Here is a 14833-nt window from a genome sequence, read left to right on the forward strand (position 1 = left end):
TGCGGGAGTATAAACGGAATGGGCCGGCCGCGCATCGCACGGCCGGCCCCTATTTCGGGTCAGAACAGGATAGGGTTACTCGGCGGCCAGCGGCTTCTTGGTCAGGGGCAGGCCGAGCTGGTCCCAGACCTGCAGCAGGGCTTCCGCCAGCGCGTCGATCAGGCCGTCCTCGTGGTAGGGCGAGGGCGTGATGCGCAGCCGCTCGGTGCCCTTGGCGACCGTCGGATAGTTGATCGGCTGGATGTAGATGCCGTGCTCCTCGAGCAGGAGGTCGGAGGCGCGCTTGCACTTCTCGGGATCGCCGACGAACAGCGGCACGATATGGGTGTCGCTCGACATCACGGGCAGGCCGGCGGCGGTCAGGATCGCCTTGGTGCGGGCGGCGCGGTCCTGGTGGCGTTCGCGCTCCCAGCTCGAGGCCTTCAGGTGCCGGATCGCGGCGGTCGCGGCCGAACAGATCGCCGGCGGCAGCGCTGTCGTGAAGATGAAACCCGGCGCATAGGAGCGCACGGCGTCGATGACCGAGGCCTTGCCGGCGATATAGCCGCCGAGGCAGCCGAACGCCTTCGCCAGCGTGCCCTCGAGGATATCGATCCGGTGCATCACGCCGTCGCGCTCGGCGATGCCGCCGCCGCGCGGGCCGTACATGCCGACCGCATGGACCTCGTCGACATAGGTCATGGCGCCGTATGTCTCGGCCAGATCGCAGATCTTGCCGAGCGGCGCGACGTCGCCATCCATCGAATAGAGGCTCTCGCAGACGATCAGCTTCGGCCGGTCGGGGCCGACGGCGATCAGGAGCTCTTCGAGATGGGCTGTGTCGTTATGGCGGAAGATCTGGCGCTCGCAGCCGGCCTGGCGGACGCCCTCGATCATCGAATTGTGGTTCAACGCGTCCGACAGGATCAGGCAGTTCGGAATCAGCTTGGCGAGCGTCGAGATGCCGGTCTGGTTCGAGACGTAGCCCGAGGTGAACAGCAGCGAGGCTTCCTTGCCGTGGAGATCGGCAAGTTCCGCCTCGAGCTGCACCAGCGGATGATGGGTGCCTGCGATGTTGCGGGTGCCGCCGGCGCCGGTGCCGACCCGGGTCGCGGTCTCGACCATGGCGCCGACCACCTTCGGGTGCTGGCCCATGCCGAGATAGTCGTTGGAGCACCAGATCACGACATTGCGCTGGCCCTTGGGCGAATGCCAGGTGGCGTGCGGGAAGCGGCCCGCGATGCGCTCGAGGTCGGCGAACACGCGGTAGCGCCTCTCGTCATGGAGGCGATTGAGGGCGGACTTGAAGAACTGGTTGTAATCCATCGGCAAACCCAACAGCGGAACCTGACCGGCATAGATCGTTCTTCTTAGAGCTTTTCCAGCTCTAATGTCTATGCATTGGCTCACATCTGGGCATGCGTCGCGGTTGGGCAAATTGCCCTAGTCCGGCGCGTTCCGGGTCGAATTCGGATCCAATCGGCGAGAAGGGCTGCTGCTCAGGTCGTCCTGAAGCGCAGCATGCCGTCGCCGCCGGTCTCGGCAGTCAGCCGGCCCTCGACCAGCATGTAGTTGACATGGGCGACCAGTTCGCCGGCGGCAAAGCCCATCTGGTGCTCGTCCAGCACGTGCTTGTGGAATACGACCGGCACCAGTTCCTTGGAGGTCTGCGGCACCTCGCGGCAGGCTTCGGCGATCAGCCGGCAGCGTTCCTCGTGGTGGTCGGCGAGCTGCTTGATCCTGGTCTTCAGGCCGTAGAACGGCACGCCGTGGCCAGGCAGCACCAGCAGATCATAGGGCAGGGTGGTGGTGAGGCTCGCGAGCGAGGCGAGATATTCGCCGAGCGAATTCTGCTCGGGCTCGACCGCCCAGACGCTGACATTGGGCGAGATCTTGCTCAGCACCTGGTCGGCCGACAAAAACAGCTTGTCGGCGGCGCAATACAGCATCACCTGGTCGAGCGCGTGGCCGCCGCCGGTGATCACCTTGAAGCGCCGCGAGCCGATCACGACCTCGTCGCCATGGGTGAGCCGGTGATAGGACGGCGGCAGCACCGACACCCGCTTCAGATAGTCCTGGCCGCGGCCGAGCAGCTTTTCGGTGAGGTCCTCGTCCATGCCGTGGCGGCGGAAGAACAGCCGCTGCGCATTGCGGCGCTCCTCGGTGCCGCGGTTCTGGTGATAGACCGATTGCAGATATTCGACCTGCGACATCAGCAGCGGGCAGTTGAAGCGCTCGGTGATCCACCCCGCAAGCCCGACATGGTCGGGATGCGAATGGGTCACGATCAGGCGGGTGACCTTGACGTGCTTCAGCGGTCCGTCGAACAGCGTGGTCCAGGCCGCAATCGATTCCTCGTTGCCGAAGCCGGAATCCACCATGGTCCAGCCGTCGCCATCGGCGAGCAGGTAGATGTTCACATGGTTGAGGCGGAACGGCAGTTTCAGCCGCGCCCACAGCACGCCCGGCATCACCTCCACGACCTCGTCGTGGCCGGGATGGTTCTCCCAGGGGTATCTCAATGCCTCCGCCGAGGAGGCGATGCTGTCGGTCTTCTTGTCCATGCTACGGGCTTAGCGGCACATCGGGCGCCGCGCCAGCCGAAAAATCGGGTGGGCTATTCCCGCCGTCATTCCGGGGCGCCTCGAAGAGGCGAACCCGGAATCTCGAGGTTCCGGGTCTGGTCCTTCGGACCATCCCGGAACGACGACACCGCTAAGCCGCCCGAATATTCGACAAGAACCCGTCGATCTCGGCGCGCAGCACGTCGGCCTCGCGGCGCAGCGCGTCGGAGGCGCTCAGCACGTCGGTCGCGGCGGCGCCGGCTTCGGCGGAGGCGGTCGAGACCCCGACGATGTTGCTCGACACTTCGCTGGTGCCCCCGGCGGCGTGCTGGATGTTGCGGGCGATCTCGCGGGTCGCAGCACCCTGTTCCTCGACGGCGGCCGCGATCGCTGTCGTGACGTCGTTGATCTCGCCGATCGTGCTGGAGATGTTGCGAATCGCTGTGACAGCGGTGGTCGTGACCTCCTGCATGCTGACGATCTGCTGGCGGATCTCTTCGGTCGCCTTGGCCGTCTGGCTCGCCAGATTCTTCACCTCGGAGGCGACCACGGCAAAGCCGCGGCCGGCCTCGCCGGCACGCGCCGCCTCGATAGTGGCATTGAGCGCCAGGAGATTGGTCTGCGAGGCAATGGTCTGGATCAGATCGACCACGACCGAGATGCGCGCGGCGTTGTCGGCAAGGCCCTGCATCGTGGTGTCGGTGGCCTTGGCCTCCTCTACCGCCTTGCGGGCGATCTCGGCCGAGGTGACGACCTGGCGGCCGATCTCCGAGATCGACGACGACAGCTCCTCGGTGCCGGCCGACACAGTCTGCACGTTGACCGAGGTCTCCTCGGCGGCGGACGCCACCGCGCTGACCAGCGCGCTGGACTGGTCGGCGGTCGCCGACATGCTCTGTGCGGTGGTCTGCATCGAATTCGCCGAGGTCTGCAGGCCGCCGAGCGCATTGCGGACGGTGGATTCGAACTCGGCGATCTGGGTCTCCATGCGCGAGGCGCGCTCGGCCTTGGCGGCGCGGTCCTGGTTCTGGCTCGCCGTGAGCTCGCGGCCCTCGAGCATGCTCTCGCGGAAGATCTGCAGCGAGTCGGCCATCACGGCGATCTCGTCGCGCTGCCGGCTCTGCGGAATCTCGGTGTCGAGGTCGCCGTCGGACAACAGCTGCATCGAGCGCTGGAGACCGCGGATGCGGCGCAGGATGTTGCGTCCGACATAGAGCCAGACGAACAGGAATGAGCCGACCAGGGTCAGCGCGCCGAGGCCGATCATCGCCATGGTCGCGACCGAGATCTGCTGCCGGGTCTGGAAGGTCGACGTATCGGTTTCCTTGCGGACGGCGTCGACCAGTTGCTGGACGCTGATGCCGAGCCCGACATTGAGCTTGCGGGTCTCTTCCAGGATGGTCTGGCCGTAGTCGATCGAGTCGAGTTCCTTCTGGCGGATCTTGAACACGCCGGTCTTGCCCTCGCCGAGCGCGAGCAGCTTCTCGGCGGTGCCGCGCACCGCGACGATCGACGGATTGTTCGGCAGGTCCTCCAGGTTGGACTTGATACGGTCGCGGCCCTTCTTGAATTCCTCCTCGATCGCATCCAGCGTCTCGCTGGAATTGGCCGACAGCGCCGCGGTCATGTCGGCCGCCATCAGGTTGCCGGCGGCGAGCACGTTGCCGATCTGGCCGACGGTGCGGGCCGCCTCGGTGGCGTCATCCGCGGACACTTCGGCCGAGCCGAGGATGGCGTTGAGCCGGGTCTGCGCGTCGAGCATCGCGGGATTGGCGGCGCCGACGAACGCGGTCTGCGCCTTGCGCAGCGCATTGTAGGTGTTGTCGCGCAGCGCGGCGATATCGAGCCGCTCGTGCGCCGCGGAGACCAGGCTCTTGGAGGCATCGTCGCTGTTCTTGATGTTGTCGGTGAGCGCCGCGACCACCGATTTGTCGGCGCCGAGCTCGATCAGCTCGCCAAGCTTGGCCGAGGTCTGCTGCTGCACCTCCATGATCTTCTTGGCGCGCTCGGCGAGTGCGTCGTCGCTCTGGGCTGCAAGCAGCGCCGGCCCCTGGGCCGCGAGCGAGGCGCTCTGCGCGGACAGTTGCAGGCTCGCGGCAAGACGCGGAATGTCGCGGCCGCTGAGATCGGTCATGGTGCCGCCGAGCTGATGCAGCACCATGCCGGCGCCGGCGCTGATCACCAGCGCCATGGCGGCGATCACGGCAAACGCCGCGAACAGGCTGCCCCTGACGCCCATCTGCGGCAGCCGTGTCCGCTTGAGATTGAGTTTGCCGAGCTTGAACCGAAACGCCATTGCCCCGTATCCCCCGCACTACCCTTGGATGTTTCCCCGGCGCGGCAGTATCGATGCGGCGGGTTAATAAAATCGGGAAAATTGTGGCAATCGGCGCGATTTTTGTGCGGTTTCAGCGGCTGCGTTTTCTGCGCAGTGGGATTGATGCGCGCATTTCAATACAAAAAGGCCGGCGTGCGCCGGCCTTTCCATTCACGGTTGTGGACTGCGCTCCTCAATAGCGCGCGGCCACCGGGGCACCGAAGCTGCCGAGGTTGAAGCGGTAGTTGATGCCCGCCTTCACGGTGTGCTCGTCGTTGTGGAAGCTGCCATAAGGCACCAGCGCGCCGGGGCCGGTGAAGCGGCTGTCGCCGAAGTCGTAGTACTGATACTCGACCTTCGCCGACCAGTTCGGGGCGAACATGTATTCGGCGCCGCCGCCGATGGTCCAGCCGTTCTGGTGGTCGTCGCTGAGCGCGAACGCCACCGGCACGCCGCCCAGCGTCACCTTCTCGTTGTTGTCGGAATAGGCGTAGCCGCCCTTCACATAGATCAGGCCCGGGCCCCAGGTGTAGCCGAGGCGGCCGGTAACCGAGGCGATGCCGCGCTGATCGTTGTTGTAGACATAGCCGCCCGGGAAGATCGCGTTGAGCTGGTGGCCGCCGACCCATGAATACTGGCCTTCGACGCCGATCACCCAGTTCGGCGACATCTGCCAGTCATAGCCGGCCTGCACGCCGCCCATGAAGCGGGAGCTGGAGTCGGTCAGCGCCAGCCCGTTGAAGGTGCTGTTGTCGGCGAACACGCCGCCGAGATGGCCGCCGAGATAGAAGCCGGTCCAGTTGTAGAGCGGCGCGGCGTAAGCGGGCGCCTTCTGGTAATAGGGGCGGGCGCCGAGGTCGGCGGCCTGGGCGGTCGCGCCAAAAGCGGCGACGGCGGTCACCGCGGCTGCGGTTGCGAGCAGATAGGTCTTCATGAGGATCAGTCTCCGGACAAGTCATGTGAAGACACCCGTCGTGTGCCGGCGCCCTCCGTGCCGCGAGTTAAACCGGATTTGAATAAAATGCTGTCACCCGAAGCCTGCGCGGGCCGTTAAGTCGCAGGCTTTGCCGGTAAACGTTTTCTTGTGCCTAACGAACGCTTAAGCCGGAATGAACCAAGGCTTAACACCGAGGCTTAACACCAAGGGCTTGGCGCGGCGCGCGCGGCGCCCGTCGCTTAACCGAGCCGCTTGCGCACGTCGTCGCACATCTGCTCGCGGAACGCGCGGCGGCGCGCGGCGCGATCCTTGACCGGGATGTCGTGACGATCGAACACGTCGAACTTCTCCAGGATCGGATAGCGCTCGCTCGCCATCGCCAGCACGCCGAGCAGCTTGGCGACCGCAGGCGTCGGGCCGGTGACGTCCCATTTGCGGACCTTGTCGGCGCTGCTGGTCGGCAGTCCGCACAGCCTGGCCATGTCCGACGTCGTCAGCTTCCGGCCGATCGCCTCGCCGAGGTCTTCGCGCAATTTCTTGAACTCTGGGCCGGTCACTCGGGTTGGGCTCCGGGGCAATCAGGTATGGAATCAAAGTCGCGTGACGTGTTTGCACGGACAGTTCGGTTGGAAATGGGTCGGCAGTGTGTTCGCGGTTGATGTTGCGGTGATGATGGGGTGGCGCTCACGCACCGCCAGCGTCGCGAAAACGATGGTGTAGATGATCGAGAAATGGTGCTGCCAGACAGGATTGAACTGTGCTGTCTATCCCATAGTCTGTTGATTTTATTAGATTTTTGGGTCCGGCGATCAATTCTTGTGTGGCACCCTTGGGTGGCGCGCGTAGCAACATTAGCACATTCGCGGCAAGGTCCCTAGGGAGAAGCCCCTTAGCTGCACCGGCTGGTGTCGCAAGACCGCAACAATTATCGGGGAGCTAGACGATCAGCTCCCGTGCGTTGCCGGCGCTTCTCTGGCTTGCCGATATGGTACCTTATGTTCCGGTGCATCCGGGGCGGGAAGCCGATGTTCTTTAGTCAGAAAGCCATCGATGAGATGGCGGGTGGTTTCCAATCGATGGACGAACGCTCGAATGCACTCGTCATCGCCTTCGCGTCATTTGCGTTCAGGAACGACCGGGCCCGCGAATTCGCGACGCACGGCTTCTCTCGACGCATCACCTTGCTGACCCATTGCATAGAGAACGTGTTCGACCGTTTGCCTCCCAACGAGGACGCCATACCGACCACCGAGGCTTGTGTCGATGCGGCGGCCTACGTTCAGGCGTTTCTATTCAACGTCTTCGGAGCGCTCGACAATCTGGCTTGGACGTGGGTCGAGGAGCGGGGCATCAAGAATCGGGAAGGTGGCCAACTCAAGGAGACGCGAGTCGGCTTGGGAAAGAAGTATAAGGAGATCCGACGGACCTTTTCCCCTCAGTTAAGGGGTTACCTGGATGCCCACCAGGACTGGTTCAAGCATCTGGCGGACTTTCGGCACGCTTTGGCGCATCGCATACCGCTGTACATTCCGCGATACGCGATCGTCGACAAGAAGTCGTACGACGATCTGCAGGCTGCGAAGGAGGCGGTCATCGGAGATCCACAGGAATTCGATCGCTTGACCGGCGAGCAGATGAAGCATGTCCAGTTTCAACCGGTAATGGTGCACTCGCTCTCCGAGAGATCGCCGAGAATTGTCTTTCACCCGCAGATGCTCTCCGACTTCGCGATGGTCGAGGAGATTGGTCGAAGGATGCTAGTCGAGTTGGCCAGGGACTTGCCGGCGGAACGCGTCGGCCTCGTACAGCGACTTTGGCGACGCTTTCGATCCGCCCTTGGTCTCTAATCGGGCTTGGGCGGCATCCGTCACTCCCGTATCGAGATGTCCCAGCGTGGTCGGCGATCGTACCAAGGGATGGCGGCCTCCGCGAATTCTCTGATCGTCTTGTGGCCGCTCTGGCCATCAGTCACCAGACGCCGTGCGCCGACCGCGAGGTGCTGCGCCCAGCGGTGATTGTGCGCGGGGAGGTTTCGAACGTTCGGCGTCATCGAGATCAGCATCGCGGCCGCGTTGTTTTTGTCCTTGTCCGATGCGGCTGGGTCTTCGCCTATTTGGTCGAGGTAATGCGCCAATTCGTGCACCATCAGCGGGTGCAGAAAGTCGCGCCCCTTGCCGAAATGTTCGACGTTCAGAAGGAAGCAATCCGCCTTCACGTCGGTGATACCGAGCGGTATGTGGGCGTCTGCCATGAAGCCCGCGTCGGTATCGTCGTAGGTCCGACGGATTTTAGAGTCGAACAGCTGCGGGTCGATCATCCCGCAGACATCTACCATCTCGCGCTTCTTCGAATCGATTCCGATGATCCAAAGCTGGCGCCCTCGCGCGGTTAGCAGCGCGTCGAGATCCCGCCCGTAGGCGTGGCTGAACAGCTCGGCAAGGTCTTTCCGTATTCGTTCGCAATCGTCCTGCATCTTCGATCTCGCGATATCTGCCGCGAAGGGCGTTCTCAGGCCTTGGTTGAAACCGCGTGAGCGCCGTCAGCCCCGGCTTCACGTTGCGAAGATAGATCTCCGTCCTAAGGATTGCTCTCGCGGTCAACGAATCTTGCCACCCTCGTTGAGGTTCTTACGGTGCCATTGCGTGTATCACTCGTGGCCGCAATGCTTCGCTGAAAGGAGCTTTACTTGTTGGCGATGAGCGCGGCTGAAAGGGCCACGTCCCAGAACTTCCTGTCCATCTTCGATTTGATTTCCTCCTCGTGGTTGAGGTCGCGGTCGTGTCCTACGACAGCAAGTACCGCTGCCCGAGCGAACCGTTTCGCGAAGTCCCCGAGAGTATCAAGGTCATCGAAGCGCGGAAGGTCAGATGGCGGATCGTCGAACAAGTGATGAGCCAGCCGACCCGTTCTGAAGCTGCGAAGCCGTGATTGGGCGTCCTGATAACTTTCCGAGTTCACGTACATTTCATGTAGGGCGAGAGCGGAAGAGAATGCGTCTTGGCAACTAGCTTCGCCCAACTCCGCTCCGTCAATTAGCTGTGGGTGCCACCCGCGAGCGTCCCTCGTAAGGCTTTCTTGGACATCCTTCCGCATGAGCAGGTGTGCGAGAACCGGAATCGAGGCCTTGTCCTGTAGCTCGATGGGGTATCGGTCAGGGTCGGACACATCAAACAGGCGAGCCAGGGCGAGCGCAACGGTCAGTGCCAGGCTATTTTGCGTCACGTTGAAGGTGTCGCCGAAAGGAGTGGGACGATTAAACCTGTCGTCGCTTACGACATCATTTGCGGCATGCAGAGTTGCCCTCGCTCGCAGCGCAAACCATGTATCGGTGGCCAGCAATGGAGCAATGAGCTTTGTGCGCCGTACAGCTTCATCGCTATCTAAGGAGGCGCGCTTCTTGGGCATCTGTGTTCCTGGGTCACGCGTCCCTTGCGGGCGCGAGAGTCGCGGGCGCGTTTAAAAGTTCTGCAACCTTGCCAATCTTCTTCTTTGAGAAGCACCAAGCGTAGAAGCCATGCCTTGTGCGTGTCCAAGATGCTCCAATCTCTTTGATCTGATCCTTCAAGGCAACGGTGTCACCGACCAGAATGAACGACTTCTCCGTATACTCCTCCATGAGCATGCCGTCTTTCGGTTGCCCTACTTGCTCCGGCTTCTTTGTATCGTCTGATTCCTTAATTGCCTTCTTCACCGCTTGTGCATCGACGGTGGAGGTGACGCTCATTTCACGCATGATAATAGTTGTCTGACGCGACAGTTTCTCGGTCAGTTCGGAAATGCTTTCGTACTGCTCCAAGAGTCCCTTGTGCTTGAGGCTTTCTCTAAACTGCTTCAGCTCCTCGAACTGCGACGTGTCTAAGTTGTCAGGGTCGACCCGTTGTTTAGAGAAATAGAGCATGACCGGCTTTTTTTGCTTCATGCACCAGTTGATTTCCTCGACGGTTCCGCTCTTCGCTTTTCCCGTCGGAGAACCAAGGCGCGTCCAAAAAGCTCCAATCAACATGTCGCACTTGCGGACCAACTGCTCATTGATCACTTCTTGCGGTCTATCGGACATAGAGGGAGCGCTATGGGACTCCCACATCATTGGCAGGAGCACCTTACCGGTATCCTTCGAGTGCAGGGCGTTCCAAGCGTACAAGCATTCAGCAATAGCCACGCGCTCTTGAGGCACATCAGACGGCGATGCGATCAGGACGTTAAAGACAGTAGCTGGGAATGGCATTGGTCCCTCAAGCTGTTCGTTTCAGTGCATTTTAGATGGCCATCGGCGCAACGGAGTCAGCAGTCGCACGACCGTTAGCCGCTATCCAAAGAGATCGTTCTGCTTGATCTCGTCCAACCGCAGGACGCCGAGCAGTTGCCACGTCTGAGGACGCTTCGCCATGTTACCCAAGGCGAATACCATTCCCTTTGCGGGGTAGTGCTCGTTGTAAACCTCTGCCATCCGCGTCAGTGCTTCAGTTTCCCCATGCATCTTCTTCCAGCGCCAAAACATGGCGTGGGTCTCCCAATCACCATTCTGGTAGTTGTGCGTACCATCGTCATCCTCAAACTGAAATCGGAAATCGAATGGAGAGGGATCCAGCTCGGCCAGCTCCTTGTCGAAGATGGATGTCTGCTGCGCCGCCAGCCTGAAGGCATCCCTCTCCTCGGCGATGTCCGCAACTGATTTCAGCTTCGCGATGAATTTGGCCTTGCGGGGGCGGACGAGCGTGAGCGACAGCCCCTTCCGCGCGGCATCTGCTGCTGATCGAGTTATGAGCGGTGAGAGGAGGCGGCTTCGCTCGTCCTCAGGAAGAGACCGGTCAACGGAGATGCTGTCTTCGTATACGTGGCAACTCTCGACGCGTCGGTCGCGGGTAGGACGCCTATAGGCGAAGTTGACCCAGTCCCATCGCTTGAATGTGCTACCCTGGAGGTGACGGAAGCGAATAGGAAAGAGCCGCTTCCACTGCCCGTCAGTGGTTACACCGGCGCAGCAAACCGTCTCACCGTAGCTCTTGCTGGGCTGCGGTAGTGCTTTGACCAGTACGACCACGCGGGAGTTTTGCTGCGTTGCGGACATAACGGCTAGGTTCGTCACCAAAGAGGTGAAAGGTGCTGATTCCCTTAGGTAGCTGACTTGCTACTATCAGTCGATGGCATTCGGACGGTTCGCGTTCAAAGCACATCAGGCAAGTAGACTTCTCCCTGACCAAGGCTGCCAACTCCTCGAGTGCCTGCTGCGGCTCCGCCTGTGCGAGACGCTTGCGGTAGATGCGGCGAAAATCCGCGTATCGCCCTGCACGGGCAGCGTCTCGGCCATCCTTGGGGTCGCCAAGTGCACCAAGATGGATGTACTGCATGCCCTCGGCTTCGATCCGTTCCCGCAACCGGCTCTTTGAGAAGCCCTTCTTGCGGGACAAGGGCAGCGCCCTAACGTCGGCCAAGAGGGTTACGCCGACTGCCTTAAGGGTCGCAACGAACCTGTCGATGTCCGTGCCTTCGTAGCCAATCGTGTAGACCGTCGTCATGGGGAAATCATCTCCATCGTCCGATGTTGCTTTGCACTCGTTAAGCTCTGGTTGCAAGTCGGACCGTTCCGGAAACAATTCTAGAGCCGCAATTTCAATCCAACGCCTCTCGGGGAGGCGAGGATCAGACTGACGCCGTCAGGAATCGATGGGAAATGTACTATTGCCGGGCTCAACCGATCGTGGCAGCGTGCCACTTTCTCGCCTACAACGACCGGGGCTTTCATGGCGCAAAGGGGCCGCTCCATAAGGATGTTTCTGACTGATGGTACACCTGCGGGGTTGATTATTGCTGAAATAGTGAATTGGACTGGGAAGGCTCTGGTCGTACCGAGACCAGCGTTGGCTGGTTTTTTGAAACGTGAAGAGGCGCAAAGCGCTGGTGTCTATATCCTAACGGGAGCAGACCCAGACGATCCATTTCGCCAACAGCTTTACATTGGTCAGAGCGAAACTGTAGGGCGACGTCTAGTTGAACACGATAGCGATCCAAAGAAGGATTTCTTTGATCGGGCCATTGTGTTCGTTAGCAAGGATGAAAATCTGACTAACGCACACGCAAGATTCTTGGAACGGCATCTTACGAACAGAATAAAAGTTGCCGGGCGTTCGACTCCAACTAATGGAAACACTCCCGGCGGCGCGGCACTACCTGAGGCAGATGTTGCCGATATGGAATACTTTCTCGATCAGATCGAAATTGTGTTGCCTGTCCTGGGATTAGACGTTCTTCGACCGATAGCCACAGCCAAAGGCCAAGCTGCTGGTGCAGCCGTTCAGAATTCATCTGCCCTAACGGCGCTCACCTTTGAATTGAAAGTGGGCCCCGCCTCCGCCAAGGCTGTCGAGTTGGAAGGCGACTTCATCGTGAAAAGTGGCTCGGTCGCACGCGATATCGAGACGGCCACGCTTGGTGCGGGCTACAAAGCGTTGCGAGCAAGCCTAAGAGCGGAGGGCGCCTTGGTCTCGGGAGACAACCAGACGCTTACATTCAAACGTGACGTTGCATTTACAAGCCCGTCCGCGGCCGCATCAGTCGTCTACGGAGCATCGATGAGTGGTCCAGCAAACTGGAAGGTCTCGGGCACGGACACGACTTATGGGGAGCTGCGGCAGGCGTCGTTAAAAGAAGCTGAGGCGCAGGGCGAGCAGTTAGCAATTTCAGCTCTCGACCAACCTACACAGCGGGATGGTTGAAGAGATTCTTGTTCTTCGCAAGGATGTATGGTGTTGAGTCGCAAACAAGTGCAGCGACTGCTCGAGGCAGAGGGCTACAGGCTGGTCGAGGACGCTTGGGTCGAGCATGGTCGTCTCACGTTCGTTCATGATGACGACGCTGATCGCTCGCACATCAGCCGACTTGCGAGGGTTCTTCAGGCTGAAGGGTGGGAGAAGTCTAAAACTCAATTGCGGACCTTCGGGAACCCGACGAGCGGCGAAATCGTGGAAGTCGAACCTGGCGGCGCAGGCACGAGCGGCCATTTCATCCACTATGTGTCAGCCTTCGCGACTTCGTGATCCCGTCAGAGCTACGAGTTGTGCATTCGCGACCTGGACCAGCGCTCCCGCAGCAAATGGACACGTCGTGGCCCGTCGAGATGCTTTTGATAGAGCGGGCTAAACGATCTTCCGATTGATGTGTGAAGTCTACAGCTGCTATCGCTGAACGAGAGCCGGTTGCGTGTGCTATGGCGCTGGAAGGAACGAGGGTGGGGGCCAGAATGACTGAGCTTAATTTCAAAGGTAAGGAGTTCGTCTACAACCACCATTTGGCGGTGCCGTTTCGTCCCTTGGTACCAAACCCCAAGAAGGGAATCGGGCCAGCCGCGCTGAACGGCAATTTGATCATCCACGGCGACAACCTGCACGCCCTTAAGGCGCTATTACCGATGTACGCCGCGAAGGTGGACTGTATCTTCATCGACCCACCCTACAACACTGGAAATGAGGGCTGGGGCTATAACGACAACGTCAACGCTCCGATGATCAAAGAATGGCTCAACGCCAATCCTGTCGGAGTCGAGGACGGCCTGCGCCACGACAAATGGTGCGCGATGATGTGGCCGCGATTGCGGCTCCTCTATGAGCTGCTGTCGGACTACGGAAGTTTATGGATGACGCTAGATGATAACGAAGTTCATCGGGCAAGAAGCATGCTGGACGAGATATTTGGATCGGAATGCTGCGTTGGCCAAATTGCCTGGCAAAAGCGGACCTCACGCGAAAACAGAGCAACGCTGTCTCCAAGCATCGACCATTTGCTAGTCTACTCAAAGCCGCTGCCTGATACGTGGAAGCGACGTCGAAACCTTTTGCTTCCAACAGAGGACGGCTATTCCAATCCAGACAATGATCCACGCGGCGTATGGGCGTCGATCCCCTTTTCTGCGCAGGGATTCCGAGAGAACCAAGTGTACACCATAATCTCACCAACCGGGATTAAGCATCAGCCTCCGAAAGGAAGATGTTGGGGTGCAACAGAGTCCGAATTCGAAAGGTTGAAAGCTGAGGGACTTGTCTACTGGCCGAAGGGAGGCGACGGAAAGCCGAGAATCAAGCAGTTCCCTGAAAATGCGAAGGGCCTGGTTCCTCTCACATTGTGGCCAAGCAGTGAGGTCGGTGACACTGAGGAGTCGAAAAAGGAGTTGATGGCTATCTTCTCTGATCACGACACCATTGACTTTCACGCACCCAAGCCACCGGCGTTGATCCAACGAGTTCTTCAGATTGCGACCAAGCCTGACAGCATTGTACTAGACTCGTTCGCGGGGACCGCTTCGACTGCGCATGCGGTCCTCAAGCAAAACCGTGCAGACGAGGGCAATCGACGTTTCATTCTCGTCGAAATGGAGGACTATGCCGACAAGCTGACGGCCGAACGAGTGCGCCGCGTTATCAATGGTTACAAGTTCAGTGGAACACAGAAGACCGAACTGCTGCGCGAGAGCCTAAACTGGCGGACGATTGAACGCGCCGACGATCTTGTTCAACGGGTCAAGGGTATCGAGAATCTGGAAGGCCCGGACTTCGACCGCGTCACGAAGCAGGTTAAGGATGGAGAACTGATAGTCACAGGTGAGAAGGACGTCACGAAGCGCGCCGAAGGCCTCGGTGGCGAATTTACCTATTGTACGCTCGGCGACTCTGTCGAACTCGACAGGGTCCTGAGCGGGGAATCGTTGCCAGCCTATGCGGCCATCGGCGCGGCGCTCTTCCACATGGCGACCAATGAGGCAATCGATCTGAAAACAATCCGCCAGAAGGATTTCTATCTCGGCGAGACCGAAAGCCAACACGTCTGGCTGATTTACAAGCCTGATCTCGATTGGCTCAAGACTCCAGAAGCAGCGTTGACACTGGCCCGCGCCAAGACGTTCGTGGACGCCAGGCCCGGCAAGCGGCACTTGGTCTTTGCGCCGGCCCGGTTCGTCAGCCAAAAAATGTTGACCGAGCAAAACATCCCATTGGAGTTCGTGCCGCTGCCGTTCGCTCTTTACCGCATTGAGCGGAGCTGACGACA

14 protein-coding genes are annotated in these 14833 nt (G+C 60.3%); 4 read left to right on the plus strand and 10 right to left on the minus strand.

Annotated elements, in window-relative coordinates:
• Positions 1-75: 75 nt before the first annotated feature.
• From hemA to IC762_RS03965, 5 genes are all read right to left on the minus strand, one after another.
• Positions 76-1305 carry a 5-aminolevulinate synthase gene (gene hemA / locus IC762_RS03945; RefSeq protein ID WP_195787349.1) on the minus strand — a complete coding sequence of 410 codons (1230 nt, stop codon included), beginning with the start codon at positions 1303-1305 and terminating at the stop codon, positions 76-78.
• Between the two features lie 173 nt (positions 1306-1478).
• Entirely contained in the window at positions 1479-2543 is a 1065-nt protein-coding gene (locus IC762_RS03950; protein ID WP_195787350.1) for an MBL fold metallo-hydrolase, read from the minus strand.
• A gap of 151 nt (positions 2544-2694) precedes the next feature.
• On the minus strand, positions 2695-4839 hold the full coding sequence (locus IC762_RS03955; protein WP_195787351.1) for a methyl-accepting chemotaxis protein: 2145 nt from the start codon (positions 4837-4839) through the stop codon (positions 2695-2697).
• Positions 4840-5053: 214 nt separating this feature from the next.
• The gene (locus IC762_RS03960; RefSeq protein ID WP_195787352.1) at positions 5054-5794 is read right to left on the minus strand and encodes an outer membrane protein; all 741 of its coding nucleotides are present in this window, start codon (positions 5792-5794) and stop codon (positions 5054-5056) included.
• A 242-nt stretch (positions 5795-6036) separates the two neighbouring features.
• Positions 6037-6354 carry a hypothetical protein gene (locus IC762_RS03965; protein ID WP_195787353.1) on the minus strand — a complete coding sequence of 106 codons (318 nt, stop codon included), beginning with the start codon at positions 6352-6354 and terminating at the stop codon, positions 6037-6039.
• Positions 6355-6822: 468 nt separating this feature from the next.
• Between IC762_RS03965 and IC762_RS03970 the strand changes: the two genes are divergently transcribed.
• Positions 6823-7644 (plus strand): hypothetical protein, encoded by an 822-nt coding sequence (locus IC762_RS03970; RefSeq protein WP_195787354.1) that lies wholly within the window; start codon positions 6823-6825, stop codon positions 7642-7644.
• Between the two features lie 20 nt (positions 7645-7664).
• On the opposite strand, the gene IC762_RS03975 is transcribed toward IC762_RS03970, so the two are convergent.
• The 5 genes from IC762_RS03975 to IC762_RS03995 form a co-directional block, all read right to left on the minus strand.
• The gene (locus IC762_RS03975) at positions 7665-8270 is read right to left on the minus strand and encodes a hypothetical protein (RefSeq protein WP_195787355.1); all 606 of its coding nucleotides are present in this window, start codon (positions 8268-8270) and stop codon (positions 7665-7667) included.
• Positions 8271-8479: 209 nt separating this feature from the next.
• Complete coding sequence (locus IC762_RS03980) at positions 8480-9202, minus strand: hypothetical protein (protein ID WP_195787356.1); 723 nt, start codon at positions 9200-9202, stop codon at positions 8480-8482.
• A 13-nt stretch (positions 9203-9215) separates the two neighbouring features.
• Positions 9216-10022, minus strand: coding sequence for a hypothetical protein (locus tag IC762_RS03985; protein WP_195787357.1), 807 nt, complete (start codon positions 10020-10022; stop codon positions 9216-9218).
• 81 nt (positions 10023-10103) lie between these two features.
• Positions 10104-10838 (minus strand): hypothetical protein, encoded by a 735-nt coding sequence (locus IC762_RS03990; RefSeq protein ID WP_246801415.1) that lies wholly within the window; start codon positions 10836-10838, stop codon positions 10104-10106.
• Complete coding sequence (locus tag IC762_RS03995) at positions 10789-11313, minus strand: DUF488 domain-containing protein (protein ID WP_195787358.1); 525 nt, start codon at positions 11311-11313, stop codon at positions 10789-10791. Before IC762_RS03995 ends, IC762_RS03990 begins: the two co-directional genes overlap by 50 nt.
• A 342-nt stretch (positions 11314-11655) precedes the next feature.
• On the opposite strand from IC762_RS03995, the gene IC762_RS04000 reads away from it, so the two are divergent.
• The 3 genes from IC762_RS04000 to IC762_RS04010 all read left to right on the plus strand — a co-directional run bounded on the left by IC762_RS04000 (position 11656) and on the right by IC762_RS04010 (position 14828).
• Positions 11656-12510 carry a GIY-YIG nuclease family protein gene (locus tag IC762_RS04000; protein ID WP_195787359.1) on the plus strand — a complete coding sequence of 285 codons (855 nt, stop codon included), beginning with the start codon at positions 11656-11658 and terminating at the stop codon, positions 12508-12510.
• Between the two features lie 33 nt (positions 12511-12543).
• Positions 12544-12831: a hypothetical protein gene (locus IC762_RS04005; RefSeq protein WP_195787360.1), complete on the plus strand. Its 288-nt coding sequence runs from the start codon at positions 12544-12546 to the stop codon at positions 12829-12831.
• Between the two features lie 203 nt (positions 12832-13034).
• On the plus strand, positions 13035-14828 hold the full coding sequence (locus IC762_RS04010) for a site-specific DNA-methyltransferase (protein WP_195787361.1): 1794 nt from the start codon (positions 13035-13037) through the stop codon (positions 14826-14828).
• Positions 14829-14833 lie beyond the last annotated feature (5 nt).

Source organism: Bradyrhizobium genosp. L, assembly GCF_015624485.1.
Lineage (GTDB): Bacteria > Pseudomonadota > Alphaproteobacteria > Rhizobiales > Xanthobacteraceae > Bradyrhizobium.